Origin of the sequence: Streptomyces sp. NPDC060002 (assembly GCF_042737245.1) — a bacterium.
Classification (GTDB): Bacteria; Actinomycetota; Actinomycetes; order Streptomycetales; family Streptomycetaceae; genus Streptomyces.
Map to the genome: position 1 here is coordinate 84,290 of NZ_JBHWUW010000012.1, position 16,325 is coordinate 100,614.

Consider the following 16,325-nt stretch of genomic DNA (forward strand, 5'->3'; position numbering starts at 1 on the left):
GGCCGCAGCGACGCCTGCGGCCGTGGCCGCCGCCCGCGCAGAGGACGTCGCTTCGGCAATCGTCCGGGAGGCCCTGCCGGGCAGACGCGGGTCGAGCTCGATTGAACCCGGCCTCGCGCCAACGCTCCCGCACTTTTGCAGCACCTCCAGCAGGACGCTCGGCGCGGTTACCACGCGATGCGAAAACGAGCGACCGTCTTGAATCGGTCTCAGAGGTCGGCACCCAGGTTCTTGTTCTTGGAGAGACTGAAGGGGGCACGGGAATCCCCGCAGTTGGCGGCGACAATGAGCAGGCAACGGGTTTGACGGCTGGGGGGAACGGGATGCTGACGGGGATCGTGATGGACGCGCTGGATGTGGCGCGCATGGACCGCTTCTGGCTGGACGCGACGCGAGGCCGGACGGGCGGCCTGCAGCTGCGGTTCGTGCCGAGCGCGACGCCGAAGGCGGCGCTCAAGAACCGGCTCCACCTCGACCTGGCCGGAGGGCTGGACTGGGAGGCCGAGGTGGCGCGTCTGCTCACACTCGGTGCGAGGCGGGTCGACATCGGCCAGGGGGACGTCCCGTGGGACGTACTGGCGGACCCGGAGGGCAACGAGTTCTGCGTGCTGCGTCCCGGTCACCCTGGCGTGCTCGCCGACTCCGGTCTCGTCGCGATCTGCCTCGACGTTGCCGAGGAGGACCGTTACGCGCAGTGGGCCTTCTGGGAGTCCCAGGCAGCATGGCACGCGGTCGAGTCCCGCAACTGGGGCGTCCGGCTGCGACGGAGGCCCACCAGCACGGTCTCCCTGGTGATGGGGCCGCCTGCGGCGCCGAAGACGGGGCGCAACAGGCTGCGGCTGGAGGTGACCCAGCGCGACTGGGAATCCGGCGAGTTCCTCGACGCAGGCGGGAACGAGTTCCACGTCATGTGCTGACTCCCGCCGTCCATGGCCTGCCTTGCTGGTCGCTTCGTCGACCACGATCGCGGGGACGCCGACAGGCCGGGTGACCAGGGTTGCCGCAGCGGCCTTGTCGACGGCCGTTTGGGCGTAGGCGTGACCGTCGCTGTGCCTGCCCTGGAGGGCGACGAACAGCGACCCCTCGACGGCCTCGCGGGGGTGGGCGGCGGATCTCCTTGGACATGGAGGCCATCACCACGTGTCCGGCGTCCAGGAGCGCGACCGGGCCGTCCAGGTCGAGGCCGCTGTGCACGGCTCCGGGAAGTCGGTGCGTGTGCGCCGTGTACTCGTAACCTTCCGGGAGGCCGAGGGCATGGTCCGCTGCTGAAACGGCCGCGGTATTGCCACGGCGGGCCACTGTGTAGAGTAGGCATCACCGACGCGGGGTGGAGCAGCTCGGTAGCTCGCTGGGCTCATAACCCAGAGGTCGCAGGTTCAAATCCTGTCCCCGCTACGAGAAGAAGGGGCCCGGCATCGCCGGGCCCCTTCGCCTTTTCGGAGTCATGACCCCATCGTGCCGAATCCGCCCGAGGCGAGTGCTCAGCGCATGGAAACTCCGGCGGCCTCACCGGCCAGGCGCCCGCTGTGGGCTTGGTTGTACAGCCCCCTGGCCTTCGCCCACGTCGTCCTCTCCGGCCTGTTGCTGAACCTCACGTACGACGTGCTGCGGAGCCGGGTCCTGGCACGCAGGCAGCAGTTGCCTCGCGGCGGCGGCGCGGCGGCGGCTTGTTGCGGATGCCGCCGTCCGGTGGTTCGGGGCCCTGCAGTTCTCGATGAAGGCGTTTCAGGGGTGGGGATGTGCCAGGCGGCGGAGGAGGGCTACCGCGTCGTCGACGGGCACCGGCTTGAAGAACCGCGCGTCCGCGAGCTCGACGGCGGCAATCGCGCGTGGGGCCAGGTCGGCGCCGGTGTCGGTGACGCGCAGTCGCTTGGCGCGAGTGTCGGCCGGGTCGACTTCGCGCTCGATGAGGCCCTTGTGTTCCAGAGCGCGCAGGACCTGGGAGGTCATCTTGACGTCGGTGCCTGCTTGACGGGCGAGAGCCAGCTGGTTGGGATGCTCGCCCTGGGAGTTGAGCCACCAGGTGCAGGCGAGCAGCACGAACTGGACGTGGGTGAGATCGAGGGGTGCCAGGGCGGTGGCGATGTCGCGCTGCCAGCGCAGTGTGGCGTGCCACAACAGCAATCCGGGGCTGTCGCCGGGGCTGAGAGGCATCAGTGCAGAGCCAGCTTGATCAGTGAGGCCATGGTGTCGGGCCAGTCGGCGGTGATGCCCGGGCCGATTTCGGGGCCGACCTCGTCGGCGCCGGGGCCGGTGATCTCCATCCGGTACACCACTCGGATCCGGCCGTGGTCGATCCGGTCGATGCGGTGGACGGTCCGCAGGACCAGGTCGCCGAAGCGGGCCTCGTCGATGAACAGTTCGCCTTCGGCGGCCTCGGCGATGCGCAGCTGTATCGGGTCGTCCCCGGGCGGCGTCATCGTGATGTGGGTGCCCGTCGCGAACGGGCCACTGATCTCGATCTTCTCGATCTCGGCGTTCCAGGCGCCCCAGTTCTCCACGTCGGCCCAGAGGCGCCAGATCGCGTCGGGGGTGGCGCTGGTCTCGATGCTGTGCTCGTACTCCCACATGCGGGGTGGCCTCCTCGGCTGGATTATGTGCCTACAGATTATCTACGCGAAGACTATTTGTCGAGGGTTTGATGGTCCGGCTGGGGGAGGTGGCCGCACGCCGACCGGTGCCGCCCGGGGCGCAGTGCAGCAGCAGGTCACCGCCGACTCCCTCGCGTGCGCCGTCGCGGCACTCCGGTCGGCTGTCCCCACCGGCTGTCTGCACCGGCTGCGGATCTGGGCGGCTGACCGTGTGCCCCTCGGCGGCCTTCGGTCTCCTGTCGCGGAAGTCGGTCCTCGCGGCCGCGATGGCCACCCGTACGGAGCGGTATGCGGTCGGTACGGCGGGGAAGCCGGATGCTGCGCCGCAGGTGTGGAGTGCTTCCCGCACTCCGGCGTTCGGGTGGCCGCAGTCGAAATGCCCCGACCCGACCGCGGTGACCCGAGCAACGAGAAGTCCCGCGTCGGTGGTGGCGGGGGGCGGGGGGCACGTGGCTTTCAACGCACAGGTAAGACCGCACGAGGAGCCCCCGCTCGGTGGTAGGGCGGGACTTCCGCGACCGTTCGGCGCGTCTGCCACACAAAGCGGCGGGCCCCGCGCAAGTGACCGTATGGTCCTGACACCGTCGATCGCGCCACCGGTGTTCGCCCCAGCCCAGCGACAGGGGTGACGCCGCAGGGTCCTGGTCGTTGGCGGTACGTGATCACACCACTCAAGCGGAGCCTCGCCCCGCTCGCCCTGCTGCCCCACGCTTCCGCTCTGCCCGCCGCACCACGGCCCGGGCTGCTGAAGTCTGCCCGCCCGACGGCTCCGCGAGAGCCGCGTGCGGGCTGTGGCCTGTTGGCCCACCGCGCGGCTGGAGCGTCGTTGTGATCCCGGCACAGGGTGAGCGGACTGTCAGGGACGTGCGGGCCGTGGTCGTCGGGGCGGGGTTCTCCGGGATCGGGGCCGCCGTCCGACTGCGCGAGGCAGGGTATGACGACGTCGTCGTTCTGGAGAAGGGAACGCACCTCGGCGGCACCTGGAGGGAGAACACCTACCCGGGCTGTGCCTGTGATGTGCCCTCGACGCTCTACAGCTACTCCTTCACACCGGATGCCGCCTGGAGCAGGGTCTTCGCCGGGCAGCAGGAGATCCTCGCCTATCTGCGGGCGACGGCCGAGCGGTACCGGCTCAGTGACGTGCTGCGCTGCGGCGTCGAGGTGCTGGGGGCGCGATGGGACGGGCCGGCCGGCCGCTGGCTGCTGGAGACGAGCGACGGGCCCTACAGTGCGGCGGTTCTGGTCCTGGCCACCGGCCCGTGGCACGTCCCGCGCCGCCTGGAGGTGCCCGGCATCGAGGACTTCGACGGTCCCGTGTTCCACAGCGCCCGGTGGGATCACAGCGTCGACCTGACCGGGCGGCGGGTGACCGTCGTGGGCGGCGGCGCCTCCGCCGTCCAGATCGTCCCGGCCATCGAAGCCCGGGCAGCGACCGTCAACCTCATCCAGCGCACACCCCAATGGGTGCTGCCCAAGCCCGATCTGCCGGTACCCGCAGCGTTCAACCGGCTGGTGGACCGCGTCCCAGGCGCACGCGGCGCCATGCGCGCCGGCCAGTACGCCCTGCAGGAGGGCTTCGGCTACGCCTTCCGCCACCCGCAGGCCGCCCGCCTCCTCGAGGCGGGCGCCCGCGCACACCTGCGCCTCGCCGTCCGCGACGGGCAGCTGCGCAGGCACCTGACACCGGACTACCGGCTGGGCTGCAAGCGCCTCCTGACGTCGAGCACCTTCTACCGGGCCCTGTCCCAGCCGCACGTGCACCTGCATCCGACCGCGGTGAGCGCCGTACGCGGCAACGAGGTCGTCGGCGCCGACGGCACCATCGTCCACACCGACGTGCTCATCGAGGCCACGGGCTTCCGCGTCGGCGAGCTGCCGCTGGCCACGACCCTGTACGGCACGAACGGCCGGACACTCGGCGAAGACTGGGGCAGTGAACCGCGGGCGTACCTGGGCACCACCGTCAGCGGCTTCCCCAACCTCTTCCTGCTTCTGGGACCCAACCTGCTCGGCGGCTCCACCTCCGCGATCACGGTCCTGGAAGCGCAACTGACGTACCTCATGGCTGCCTTGGCCCACCTCGACCAAGGAGGCCAGCGCGCCCTGGACGTCACGCCGGCCGCACAGACCGCGCACAACATCGCCGTGCAGGAGGCGCTCGCGACCACGGTCTACAACACGGGCGGCTGCACCAGCTACTACTTCACCTCCACCGGGCACAACGCCTTCGCCTGGCCGTGGTCCACCGGACGGCTCGTGCGCCACCTGAGCCAATTCGACGCCGACGCCTACACCTCCGACACACCGGACCGCCGCATTCCCGTCCCCACTCAGGGGAGGCCGCATCCTGCGGACCGTACGGCAGCCGCGAACGCGGAGCAGCCATGACGCGGTGTCGTTGCGACGGCGGTGGCAAGCAGCGCCGGTTCAGCCGATGCTGTTGATCGCGAGAGGCTTGTCGTCGCCGTGGTGGTGAGCGAGCTGACGGGTGGCCTGGTCGTCGGTGTGTAGGTTGTCGGCGCCCAGGACGATGTTGTGGACCGGGCCCGTCGGAGGGCCGTTGCGTGTGCGTGGTCTCTTGGCCCGGCGGGGCCTTCGTGGGCGCGCCCGGCGGGGGCTCCGGCGGTGTGCGGGTGCCCCCGCGGCCGGTGTCAGTCCTTGGCCGTAGCGTGTGCGCGTGACCCAACTCACGCAGACCTACTCTTACTTACGGCCCTCGGCCATGCGCGAAACGACAGCCGGACGCACCCTCGCGCTGGAGACCTCCGGCGGTGCCACCCCGGCCGGAGAGGCGGCCAACCCCCGGTTCTTCAGCGGGTTCCTGACCGCGCCGGCCGCCGCGGCGACAGCGCTGCTCGCGGTCGCCGACGTGGCCGCCGCCCGCTACTACCGGCCGAGCGCGAATGCCTCGCTCGATCCGGTGGTGACGGCCGACGGCGACCGGTTGCGCCTTGAGTCCTTCTCCGGCTGCTGCGGTGTCTACGCCCGGCTCGACGTCCTCGCGCCCGGCCTCGACGGTGACGACGTCGGGCACGGCACCACGAACGTGGACGTCAACCTTCCGCTGCGGCGGGCGCTGGCCGGGCTCGGCGGCCTCGACCCCCTCCATCTGGCTGTCGGGCCCGAGGAGTTGACGGTCAGGACCTTCGACGGCGAGTTCGTGGAGAAGAAGGTCCCGCTGCCGGAGCGCTGGCTGCGCGGCTTCGCCGAGGCCCAGGTGCTCGCGGCGGGCTTCGCCCTGCGGGCCGAGGTGCCCGCCGTGGAGGCGGCGTCCCTGCTGCGGGCGCTGCCCCGGCCCACCCGGCGGCCCGATGCTCGTACGAGCCGCTGGGTGGTGCCCGCGGGCCGTACCCTGCGTCCCACTACCAGGCCGGCGCCGGGTGCCGTGTGCCTGCCCGGGCCCGAACGGCTGCTGACCCTCCAGACGGTCCTGCGGCACGCGGCGACCGTACGGGTGTACGCGCCGGCTGCCGCGGACGGGGCCGCCGCCGTCGCCTGGGAGGTCGAACTGCCCGGCATGCGGCTGACGTTGATGCTCTCCCAGAGTGCCTCGCGCGGCTTCTCCGGCGAGGGCGGAGTGCTCCACGACCTCGCCACCGGGCCCGCGGCGGCGGACGCGGAACGGGTCGCCGAACTGCTGGCCTGGGAGCCGAGGATCGACGTCGCCGAGTTGTCGGCGCAGGCCGGGCTGCCGGCCGGCCGGGTGCGCGCCGCGCTGACCATGCTGGGGACGTCCGGCCAGATCGGCTACGACCTCGCCGAGGAGGCGTACTTCCACCGCCATCTGCCCTACCGCGCGAGCGCCGCCGAGTCGCGCAACCCCCGGCTGCGCGGGGCGCGAGCGCTCGTCGCGGACGGGGCGGTGCGGCTCGAAGGGCCGCTGGCCCGGGTCGGGAAGGGCGACGACGCCCATGTGGTCCGCGCCGACGACGCGTCGGGCCGGCTGAGCTGCACCTGCTTCTGGTGGGCGAAGTACCGGGGCGGACGCGGCCCTTGCAAGCACGTGCTCGCGGTGGGCATGGTGCGCGGCACGGCGGCGGACGCGGAAGCTGCTGCTGAGAGCACGGCACGATCGGAGACGGCACGATGACGCTGGTCCAACTCGCGGAAGCCTTCGACGTCGAGGGTGTGCTCCGGGAACTCGGCACCCTGACACCGGACGAGCGCGCGGCACAGGCTGAGGCCCTGGAGGCCCGGCGCGCGACGCTGCGGGCCGACTGGTACCACCGCCCCGAGGAGGAGAAGGCCGCCCAGTTCGCCGCCGAACTCGGCTGCCGGACAGACCCCGTGGCCGCGGCCGACTGGATCCTGCGGCCCGAGAACGACAGCAACGCGGTCCGCCTGCCCCTCGGCGGCGTCTGGATGCTCGACGTCGTGAACCTCCACCCCGTCGCCTGGCGGGCCGAGTTGGCCGCGCAGCTCGCCGATCGGTCGACGACCGGGAAGACCATCAGGTCCGACCTCGTCGAACACCTCGTCCACGACACGGGCTGCCCCGTCCCGATCTCCGACGGGTTCATCGAGAGCTGGCTGCGCTGGCGTGACAGCACCTGGGAGCATCCCGCACACCTGCGCGGCGGGGCCCGGCCCGGCGCCGACTTCCTGAAGCGGCTGCGCGCGGACGACCTGTCGCCGAAGCTCCTCCCGCTGGTGCTGGAACGACCGGGCGTGTACCTCGGCGCGGGCTCGTTCCACCACATGCTCCGCACCAGAGGCCTGCCGTTCATCAGGGAGGACACCAGGCTGGGCGTGTTCATCAGCCTCTCCGAGGAGGGCCTGGTGGACCGTGCGGCGCTGATCCGGCGCGTCTTCGCCGACCTGTCCGCCGACGAGGGGTGGGGATGGGACGCCGCGACCGCGTTGACGGAACTCGCCCTCACCCCGGCGGAACACGCCACGGTGGCCCGCGAACGCGTCGCACTCGCCGAGCCGTTGCTCGTCCGGTTGCTCCAGGACGGTACGCGCGCGGAGACCGCGCCGCCGCTCGCGTACCTGCGCGCCCTCGCCCTCACCCCGGCCGAGAACGCGCCCGCGCTCCGGGACCATGTGGCACTGCTCGACCTGTCGTCGCCGGTGGCCGCCTACGCCCAGGAGGTCCTGATCGGCCTGGACGAGGCCGGGCTGCTGGAGCCCGAGGTGCTCACCGAGGCGGGCGAACGGATCCTGCTCCGACCCGAGAAGAAGCTGGTCCGCGCCCAGCTCACCCGGCTCGACCGCGCGGCCCGGAAGGACCCCGCGCGCGCCGCGCGGACCGTGCTCGACGCGGCGACTGCCCTCGACCACCGGGACGTCGACATGCAGGAGCGCGCCCTCGATGTGATCGCCCGGCACCTCAAGGCCGCGGGAGACTCCGTACTGCCCGAGCTGCGCACGGCCGCCGCACGGATCAGCCCCGGTCTCGCGGCCCGGGCCGCCGATCTGTTCGGCACCACACCGGACCGACTCACCGACCAACTCGCTTATGAGTACGCCGACTTGTTGCCCGCCGCGCCTGAACCGCGCCCGGTGCAGGGGCCCATCGAGACGGCCGTCGAGGTTGCCGAGGAGCTCGCGGCGGTCGTCGCGGACGACAAGGACGTGGTGACGTTCGAGCGTGTCCTGGACGGCCTCGTCCGGCACGCCCACCTCGACCGGGTCGCGCTGGCCCAGGCGTTGAAGCCGGTCATGCGCAAGGAACCCCGCGAGGCGTCCGACTTCACCCAGTCCGACGTGTACGACGTGGCCAGGGCGCTGCGGGGCGACGAGCCGAGGGAGTGCGACTTCACCGCCCGCCTCGGTAACAACGCCTTCTCCCCGGCCGGAGAGCTGCTGAGGGCGCGCCTGGCCGAGGCGATCGACGTCATCAGGACCGACGCGCAGCCGTTCCTGCTGGCCGTGCCGACCGATGCCACCGGTGCGCTGGACGCCGCCGTGCTCGTGCAACGGCTCTCCGTGCTCGACGGGCTCGGCATCACGCCCGCGCCGGTCGACCTGGCCCAGGCGCTGCTGCGCGTCACCCAGACCGTCGACGAGAAGGTGCTGGGCGCGGCGGGGGAGCTCGGGTCGGACGCCGGGCAGCGGCTGGTGCGGTGGCTGCGCGAGGGCGGTCTGCCGCACTGGGATTCCAGGCCGGATGGCTGGCCGGACGTCAAGCCGGGCGTGCACCTGGAGATCGGGATGAGCCACACACACCCCGAGCCGGCCCCCGGGCCCCCGCTGCTCCCGGCCGCCGAGACCCTGATCGGGCCGTACCGGAACAACGGTCTCTACGACCCGATGGTCCCCTTCTGGCTCGCCCAGATGCCCCACCACCGCGAACTCGTGCTCGCACGCGACTACTTCAGGTGCCGCGTGTCCATGCGGGGCTGGGCCCACGCCCTGCCGTTCGCCGCGCAGTCCGGCGGCCCGGCGGGATTCGCGCTGCACCTGGCAGTGGCGTACACCCTCACATACGACCGGCAGGGCGAACGCGACGCGGCGGTGGACGCGCTCCTCGTGCTCGCCGGGCGCGGGCAGCTGGACACCGGCCTGCTCGGACAACAGCTGGCCGAGATGCTGCGCGGCAGGTGGATCGAGGCGAACCGGGTGACAGCCTCCCTGAGGACGGCGGCCGAGACGGGCGCGTACGCCACCATCTGGTCCGTGCTCGAAGTCACCCTGCCCCCACTGCTGCGCGACCCCGTGGTCCGGGGCGCCGGAGCACTGCTCGCCCTCGGCGTCGACTGCGCCTCCCGCTGCGCGGCGAAGGGCGAGATACCCGAGGTCACAACGGCCGCGGGGCGCACAGGATCGAGCCAGGTGGTGAAGAACGCGCGGCTGCTGCGCGACGTACTGGGCTGACCGGTCCTACTTCGCGCTCTCCGCCCGGAGCGGCTCCCGCAGCTCCCCGAAGGACTCGTGCAACCCCGGGAGCGTCTACGTCGTCCGTGCGCAGTCGGGTCGTCGAAGGAGAACCCCGCCATCCCCGTGTGCGGCCACCGCGAAGGACGCCACGGTGCGGTGGTCGCCGTACGACTTCGTCCACACCATCCACCCAGCCGGGCATCAAGTTCGACGCAGTCGAGCCCGGCGTCACCGCGACAGATCTGACCGCGGCGTTCGGCATCGGAAGGGCGCCGGAGGCGAGTGCCAGGGTCGTCGTGCGTCTGGTGCCTCCGCGCCGGATGCGGTCAGGGGCGAGGCCCGAGGACACCGAGGACGATCAGGCGATAGGGCTGGTCCTGGGCCGTGGGCTCAAGGTCGGCGTCGTTGGTCTGTTCGGGGTCCGCCATCACGGCCGCCAGATAATGGTAGCCATGGACATAATAGCCATGTACTCTATCTGGCATGAGCAAGGTTTCACCGGGCCCCACGCCTGGCTTCCTGGTATGGCGGCTCGCCAGCAAGTGGCGTGTGGCGGTCGATCGCGCGGTGGCTCCGCTGGGTCTCACCCACGCGCAGTACGTACTGGCCGCGTCGCTGCACGGCATGCAGCGCAACGGCGAGCGGCCCAGCCAGCGCCGACTCGCCGACCACACCGGCCTGGAGGCGCTGTACGTCTCGAAGCTGGCGCGCGCCCTGGAGACGGCCGGCCTGATCGAGCGCACCCGCGACCCGCGCGACCCGCGCGCCGTACAGCTCGCCCTCACCGAGCAGGGCCAGGCCGTCACACGGCAGGCCATTACGACGGTCCAGGAACTGCTTCAGCAGTTGCTGGAGCCGCTCGGCGGCCTCGACGCCCCGCGGACGCGCGCGTTCACCGACGAGCTGACGGCCCTGCTCGACGCACCTCTCACTCGATCCGTACCGAACGACGAGAGCACTCAGGGGACAACACCATGACTACCACTGCATCCACCACCACCGAACCCGTCGCCGACGCCCGAGCCCTCGCCCTGGCCCACTACGCCGCTCGCGGCGTCCTGGAGCACGTCCTGGCCCGGCACGGCATCACGTTCCAGCAGCAGATCGCCCTGCGCGCCGCCCTCACCGCCGAAGCTCCGCAGACGCCGGACGACCTCGTCACCCAGGTCCAGGGCTCCCTCAAGGCCCATCCGGCCGACATTCGCGCCACTCTCGACGAACTGCTGGCCAAGCGGCTGCTCGTCGCGGACGGCGCGCACCTTCGCCCCACGGATGCAGGGCGCGAGCTGACGACCGCTGTCGGCGCGGAAACCGCGCCCGTCAGCGCCCGCGTCTGGGGCGGGATACCCGCCGCGGACCTGGCCGCCGCCGGCCGCGTCCTGGCCCTGGTCACCGAGCGCGCCAACGCGGAGCTTGCTGCGCTGACGGGGTGAGGCGGCGGACCAGGCTCAGGGGCGTCCCGCGGCGTCGGGGCTGCGTGCGTCACGGCGCATGGTTCCCGTCCCGTGGTGCCAGGGTTCTGGCGTGGCCGCGGGACGGGTGCGGCCCCTGAGACCGAGCAGGAAGCCCGCGGTGATGGTGATCAGCCCCGGGGTCTGGAGCGGGAACCAGTGGAAGTCGTGGTCGGGGAAGAGCGCGGTGGGCGTGCCCGAGACGGCGGGGGACCCCGCCAGGAGCAGCGTGATCAGCGGCAGGGTCCCGTAGACGGTCCAGCGCGCCCCGGTGGCGGTGTGGCCGGGCAGGAAGAGCGCGTACAGCAGGACCGGAGCGAGCACCGAGGCCGCGACGGTGAACGACAGCGAGATCAGTGTCAGTCGGCCGCGGTCCTGGACGAGCACGGCCAGCACGACTGCGGCGGCTCCGACCAGGACGATGCCGATCCTGGCCCGGCGGATCTCACCGCCGGGCGAGCGACGAGCGGTGCCGTGGACCGGCCGGCCGGTGAAATCGCGGACGAGGCTGGAGGCGGCCGCCAGGGTGATACCGGCGACGGCCGCGAGCGTGGTCACGAAGACGGCGCAGGCGACGGCGGCGAAGACCATGCTGTGCCGGACGCCCCCGGCGACCGGGTCGAGCGCGCCCGTCAGCATCAGCAGCGCGGTCGCTCCCCCGGGATCGGCGGCCCGCAGCAGGTCGCGGCCGATCAGCGCGCAGGCGCCGAGTCCGGCCACCACCACTGCGGCGCACACCACCGTGACAGGCCCCACGGCCCAGCCGACGGCACGGCGAGCGGTACGGGCGTCGCGCAGCGGGTGCAGCCGCATGGTGAGGTGCGGCAGACAGGCGGCGCCGAGCAGGAGGGTGGTCTCGAAGCTGATCAGGTCGAGGCGCCCGGCGAAGGAGTGGCCGAAGTGCAGTCCGGGGCGCGCGTAGTCGGCGCCCGCCTCGGAGCGGTCCTGGGCGGCGTTGAAGAGGCCCGCCGGTGACCATCCGTACCGCGCCAGGACGAGCCCCGCCACAAGCAGCACCGCGGTCAGCACGACACCGACCTTGAGGACCTGTACATAACCGATGCCGCGCATCCCGCCGAACGCGGCGTAACAGACCATCAGCGTCCCGGCAGTGACGGTGCAGCCGGTGAGCGCGCCGTCGGGGAGACCGAACATGGCCACCATGATGTGACCCGCGGTGGAGAGCTGTACCAGGAGGAGCGGGGTGAGGACGACGAGGGTGGCGACGCCGAGAGCACGGCGCACGGAGAGGTCGCCGAGCCGGTCGGCGAAGAAGTCCCCCAGGGTGAACACGCCGCCGCGGCGCAGAGGTCCGGCCACGATCCGCATGACCAGGTAGAGCGAGACGACGGTGGCGCAGGCGAAGAGGATGCCGTCGGCGCCGTCGAGGGCGACCGAGCCGGTGGTGCTGAGCAGGGTGGCCGCGGAGATGTAGTCGCCGGCGATGGCGAGTCCGCTGCCGACCGGGCCGAAGGCGGCGCTGCCACCCGCGTAGAAGTGCTCGGGGTCGTCCAGGTCGGCCGCCGCCAGCCCGCACATCAACAGGGACACCGCGACGAAGACGAGGAAGACCACGACGGCGAGCGAATGTCCGTCGCCGGTGCTCATGCTCGGCGCCCCGGTGCCGTCGTCGCGTACGAAGTCGTCGAAGCGGACGGGGCTTTCGGCGCGTACGGGTCACTCGGTGCGTCCGGGCGTGGCGGTGAAGAGGATGCGGAAGACATGCCGGTCATGGCATCAGCCGGCCGGGGCCGCGTACAGCGGGCGGTCCACGCGGGAGGCGGTGACACAGCGGGGCCGCGGCGGGGGTGTGCGGGGGCACAGGCTCGCCGCGAAGGCCGTCCCCGCGTCCGCACGCGGCCGCGAAGGAGATGCAGCGCGTGCCCAAGCTCATCAGCATCGAGGAGTTCGGCCTGCTCTTCGAGACGTTCGAGTACGCGGCCTGGCACCTCGAGACACGGCGCGGCTACGTTGCGGATCGCGAGGATCCCTCATACGCGGAGTTCCTGGAGACCGGCACCGCGGTTATGGATCTGGACAGCGAGTGGTGGCACGAACACCTCCCGGCAGTCGTCGAGCGGCAAGTACGCGGGACGGGTCCGGATTGTCGACAACCCACCCACACAAGGGCGGCTGTGCCTGCTGGACTGGGCAAGGTGCGCCGCGACCGGCGAGGACGTCCGCAACCCCTGGCGCGAGGACGCAGGCCGTGCACACCTACCAGCCGATGGGTGTCGGGGCGAGCCGATCCCCGGCAACACGACCGGTCTGCCGCGCAAGACGGCTAGCCGCTCCCGCCGATGGTCAGCGGTGGTCGCGGCCTTCCCGCAGCCGGTCCCCGGGCAAGATCGCGCTGTATGGCTGGAGCACCAGACCGCGCTCCCGCGGGTTCATCGTGAGTGAACCACCCCATCACGTGAGTGAACCACCCCATCACGCCCCCTCCCTCCCTCCCTCTCATGAGGTCACGTGACGTACCAACAGCCCGCGCAACGGACTTCCGGCCAAGCCAACCAGACCACCTGCCTCGCATCCGAACCACGCCCCTGGCACGCACACCGGCCGGGAGCGGGTAAGCCGCCCTGCCTCCTGTCGGGCGCCCGATGAGCTGGGTGCCGGGTCGAGGGTGGGTACCGGACTTCCTGTTGCGCAACTGTCCTTGCCGGCGGCCTGGAGATCCGTCGCGGAGGTCGAAAACGGGATGCGGCAGGACAGCCGTGCCTGGCATCATGGCTCCCATGATCGTGTGTCGAAAGGCCGATGCCGCGTAGACGGCCACGCGCGCTGCGCGCTGAGCGACCGGTCTCCCGCATATGGGGGTCGGCCCCGCCGTTCCGGATTCACGGACTCTCCACTGGGGCGAGCCTGGCTGTACACCGGGTCGAGTGCCTGAGCGACAGCTTCTACATATACCGGGGAGCCACCGACCGGGCATTGCGGCGCTACCGAGAGTTCCTGCGCCCGCCGGGGACACGTCCGCTGTACCCGCGGGAGTCGTTCTGCTCGTGCCCCGGGTGCTCCTTCGACGACGTCAGACACGCACGCGACGTGCTGGAGGAGGTCATGGAGACACTGCCGGAACGGGCCCGCGCCGAGCTCGTCCGGCTTGTGAAGCTTCTTGACGCGGTGTTCTTGCGCCGCACTCTGCCGGACCCGTTCGCGTACCGGCGCCAGTGGCGTACGCAGTTCTGGTGGTACCGCCGCCTGGCCGACAGGTCGGAGTGGGGGTGAAGGGAACCCCTGGTCGACCCGTACCGAGGTGGGGTGATCGCGGCCATCTCGCTGTGAACACGGTGCCTGCAGCAGGTCACCCTCATGCCGACCGGTCAGCCCAGCCGGCCGGGTGTGCGCCGCGCCCGATTCCAGCGGGGGCGGCACGGCGTTCAGCTCGCGTCGGCTGTGGTGGCGAGGACGTCGACGGCGTGGCGGCGGTGGGCGGCGAAGAGGGCGAGAGCGGTGTCCGTGTCCCGGGCGCGCAGCGAGGCAACGAGTTCGCGATGCTCGCGCGGGATGCAGTCGAGGTAACCCTTGGTGCTGCGGCCGATCCGGGTCAGCAGGAACAGGTGGACCTGGCACCGGATGCCGTCCCAGGCGTCGGCGAGGCGCTGATGTCCTGCGGCGGCGAACACCGCGTCGTGGAAGGCGATGTCCAGGCGCACCATCTCGTGCGCGTCCACGGCCCGTTCCATCATGTCGGCCGTCTTCGCGACAGACGTCAGGTCCTCGTCCGAGGCTCGGGCGATCACCTGCCGGACGGCGAGGTCCTCCAGCGCTCCGCGCAGGCTGTCGAGATCGGTCACGTCCTCGGCGGACAGCGTTGTCACCGTCGTACCCCGGTGCCAGGCGCAGTGCACCAGTCCCTCGCGCTCCAGCAGCTTCAGCGCTTCGCGCACCGGTCCTCGGCTGACGTCCATCTCACCGGACAGCTCCACCTCGCGCAGCTGCTCACCGGGAGCGTAGGCCCCGCTGAAGATGGCCTCGCGGATGCGGTCCGCGACCTCGTCGGCCAGGCCTCGACGGCGAGCCGGTGACACCTTGCCCTGATCATTCATGTCCGGTTTACCCCTCCTCGATCAATGCCTTAATGTTAACATTCACCTGTTGTCGCAATGTCAACATTAGGACAACAGGTGGAGGGCTTGCTCCGGGCCCGCACCGTTCACCGGCAGGAAGGCAGTGTCATGACCGTTTTCGACTCTCCGGTCCCGCGGTTCCACCTGGCCGTGCCGGTCCACGACCTGGCCGCAGCACGCCGCTTCTATGGCGACGTCCTGGGCTTGGAGCAGGGCCGCAGCGCGGACACCTGGGTGGACTGGAATCTGCACGGCCACCAGTTCGTCACCCACCTCGCACCGGAGCGCACCCAGCGCGTACACAACCCGGTCGACGGCCACGACGTCCCGGTGCCGCACTTCGGGCTGATCCTGACGATCCCCGCCTTCCAGGGACTCGCCGAGCGGCTTCGAACGGCAGGCATCGACTTCGTCATCGAGCCCTACGTGCGCTTCGCGGGCCAGAAGGGCGAGCAGTGGACGATGTTCCTGCTCGACCCGGCGGGCAACGCCCTGGAGTTCAAGGCGTTCGCCGACGACTCGCAGGTGTTCGCCGCCTGACCGGCGAACACCGCGCCCCTTCCCCACCTGAGAGACAGGACCAGACCATGAAGGTGTTCCAGATCGGCGCCGCCGGAGGAGTCGGCCACCGCCTCACTCAACTCCTCGCCGCCCGCGGCGACTCAGTGACCGGGATGCATCGCGGACCCGCTCAGGGCGAGACAGTGCGAAAAGCCGGGGGGACTCCGCTGATCGGTGACCTCATCGGCGACTCGGCCGACGACCTCGCGCAGATGATGCAGGGCCATGACGCCGTGGTCTTCTCGGCCGGTGCACACGGCACCGGCATGGACAAGACGACGCTGATCGACGGCAAGGGCCTGGAGAAGGCCGCCGACGCGGCTGCCGCCGCCGGGGTACCTCGGTTCGTCCTGGTCTCGGTGTTCCCGGACGCGCTGCGCGACGGACAGGCCGGCGAGGGTTTCGAGCACTACGCCAAGGTCAAGAAGACCGCCGACGTGTATCTGGCGCGCACGGATCTCGACTGGCTGATCGTCCGCCCCGGAACCCTCCTGGACACCCCGGGCAGTGGCCGCGTCACCGCCGGGCCCGCCATCGAGTACGGCGACGTGCACCGTGACGACGTCGCCGCGTTCATCGACGCGGCCCTTCACGAGCCGCGCCTGAGCCGCGTGATCGTCGAACTCACCTCCGGCGACACCCCCGTCGCCGACGCCGTCGCGCAGCTCGCGGCCCCCTGACCACCCCGCCGCTCACACCAATCCCGGACCGCGCTCAAGACGACAATCGACCGCCCCGGCCTGCTCGGCGACGAGCCAGGCACCGGCCGGGCCACGCTCGCCGGGCGAACGGGACCGGGGCCGATCTCGCGGGCCGATGTCGCAGCT

At 71.4% G+C, this 16,325-nt stretch carries 14 protein-coding genes, 1 tRNA gene and 1 pseudogene; 12 read left to right on the forward strand and 4 right to left on the reverse strand.

Annotation, left to right across the window (positions count from 1 at the left end):
* The first annotated feature begins 323 nt into the window (after window positions 1–323).
* The 3 genes from ACFWBD_RS14060 (at window position 324) to ACFWBD_RS14070 (ending at window position 1,395) form a co-directional block, all read left to right on the forward strand.
* Entirely contained in the window at window positions 324–917 is a 594-nt protein-coding gene (locus ACFWBD_RS14060; RefSeq protein ID WP_385666696.1) for a VOC family protein, read from the forward strand.
* A 223-nt stretch (window positions 918–1,140) separates the two neighbouring features.
* Entirely contained in the window at window positions 1,141–1,269 is a 129-nt protein-coding gene (locus tag ACFWBD_RS14065; RefSeq protein WP_385666698.1) for a hypothetical protein, read from the forward strand.
* Window positions 1,270–1,321: 52 nt separating this feature from the next.
* A tRNA-Met gene (locus tag ACFWBD_RS14070) sits at window positions 1,322–1,395 on the forward strand.
* A 330-nt stretch (window positions 1,396–1,725) separates the two neighbouring features.
* Here ACFWBD_RS14070 and ACFWBD_RS14075 read toward each other — a convergent pair.
* Both ACFWBD_RS14075 and ACFWBD_RS14080 read right to left on the reverse strand, forming a co-directional pair.
* Window positions 1,726–2,154, reverse strand: a complete 429-nt coding sequence (locus ACFWBD_RS14075) for a MarR family winged helix-turn-helix transcriptional regulator (protein ID WP_385666700.1) — start codon at window positions 2,152–2,154, stop codon at window positions 1,726–1,728.
* Window positions 2,154–2,570 (reverse strand): SRPBCC family protein, encoded by a 417-nt coding sequence (locus ACFWBD_RS14080; protein ID WP_385666702.1) that lies wholly within the window; start codon window positions 2,568–2,570, stop codon window positions 2,154–2,156. The genes ACFWBD_RS14075 and ACFWBD_RS14080 overlap by 1 nt, the downstream gene beginning before the upstream one ends.
* Window positions 2,571–3,419: 849 nt before the next feature.
* On the opposite strand from ACFWBD_RS14080, the gene ACFWBD_RS14085 reads away from it, so the two are divergent.
* The 5 genes from ACFWBD_RS14085 to ACFWBD_RS14105 all read left to right on the forward strand — a co-directional run bounded on the left by ACFWBD_RS14085 (window position 3,420) and on the right by ACFWBD_RS14105 (window position 10,846).
* Window positions 3,420–4,979: a flavin-containing monooxygenase gene (locus ACFWBD_RS14085; RefSeq protein ID WP_385666704.1), complete on the forward strand. Its 1,560-nt coding sequence runs from the start codon at window positions 3,420–3,422 to the stop codon at window positions 4,977–4,979.
* Window positions 4,980–5,313: 334 nt separating this feature from the next.
* The gene (locus ACFWBD_RS14090) at window positions 5,314–6,681 is read left to right on the forward strand and encodes an SWIM zinc finger family protein (protein ID WP_385666706.1); all 1,368 of its coding nucleotides are present in this window, start codon (window positions 5,314–5,316) and stop codon (window positions 6,679–6,681) included.
* Window positions 6,678–9,410 (forward strand): DUF6493 family protein, encoded by a 2,733-nt coding sequence (locus ACFWBD_RS14095; protein ID WP_385666708.1) that lies wholly within the window; start codon window positions 6,678–6,680, stop codon window positions 9,408–9,410. Before ACFWBD_RS14090 ends, ACFWBD_RS14095 begins: the two co-directional genes overlap by 4 nt.
* Window positions 9,411–9,896: 486 nt before the next feature.
* The gene (locus ACFWBD_RS14100) at window positions 9,897–10,391 is read left to right on the forward strand and encodes a MarR family winged helix-turn-helix transcriptional regulator (protein WP_385666710.1); all 495 of its coding nucleotides are present in this window, start codon (window positions 9,897–9,899) and stop codon (window positions 10,389–10,391) included.
* Window positions 10,388–10,846 (forward strand): MarR family transcriptional regulator, encoded by a 459-nt coding sequence (locus tag ACFWBD_RS14105; RefSeq protein ID WP_385666712.1) that lies wholly within the window; start codon window positions 10,388–10,390, stop codon window positions 10,844–10,846. Before ACFWBD_RS14100 ends, ACFWBD_RS14105 begins: the two co-directional genes overlap by 4 nt.
* A 15-nt stretch (window positions 10,847–10,861) precedes the next feature.
* Here ACFWBD_RS14105 and ACFWBD_RS14110 read toward each other — a convergent pair whose 3' ends face one another.
* Window positions 10,862–12,472: a cation acetate symporter gene (locus ACFWBD_RS14110; RefSeq protein ID WP_385666714.1), complete on the reverse strand. Its 1,611-nt coding sequence runs from the start codon at window positions 12,470–12,472 to the stop codon at window positions 10,862–10,864.
* 263 nt (window positions 12,473–12,735) lie between these two features.
* Here ACFWBD_RS14110 and ACFWBD_RS14115 point away from each other — a divergent pair.
* Together ACFWBD_RS14115 and ACFWBD_RS14120 are read left to right on the forward strand one after the other, a co-directional pair.
* Window positions 12,736–13,267: pseudogene (locus tag ACFWBD_RS14115) on the forward strand (DUF6879 family protein).
* A 660-nt stretch (window positions 13,268–13,927) separates the two neighbouring features.
* Window positions 13,928–14,095 carry a hypothetical protein gene (locus tag ACFWBD_RS14120; protein ID WP_385666716.1) on the forward strand — a complete coding sequence of 56 codons (168 nt, stop codon included), beginning with the start codon at window positions 13,928–13,930 and terminating at the stop codon, window positions 14,093–14,095.
* Between the two features lie 152 nt (window positions 14,096–14,247).
* Here ACFWBD_RS14120 and ACFWBD_RS14125 read toward each other — a convergent pair whose 3' ends face one another.
* Window positions 14,248–14,916, reverse strand: a complete 669-nt coding sequence (locus ACFWBD_RS14125; RefSeq protein WP_385666718.1) for a GntR family transcriptional regulator — start codon at window positions 14,914–14,916, stop codon at window positions 14,248–14,250.
* Between the two features lie 129 nt (window positions 14,917–15,045).
* Here ACFWBD_RS14125 and ACFWBD_RS14130 point away from each other — a divergent pair, with 129 nt between their 5' ends.
* Both ACFWBD_RS14130 and ACFWBD_RS14135 read left to right on the forward strand, forming a co-directional pair.
* On the forward strand, window positions 15,046–15,477 hold the full coding sequence (locus ACFWBD_RS14130) for a VOC family protein (RefSeq protein WP_385666720.1): 432 nt from the start codon (window positions 15,046–15,048) through the stop codon (window positions 15,475–15,477).
* 47 nt (window positions 15,478–15,524) lie between these two features.
* Complete coding sequence (locus ACFWBD_RS14135) at window positions 15,525–16,178, forward strand: NAD(P)H-binding protein (protein ID WP_385666722.1); 654 nt, start codon at window positions 15,525–15,527, stop codon at window positions 16,176–16,178.
* The last annotated feature ends 147 nt before the right edge of the window (window positions 16,179–16,325 follow it).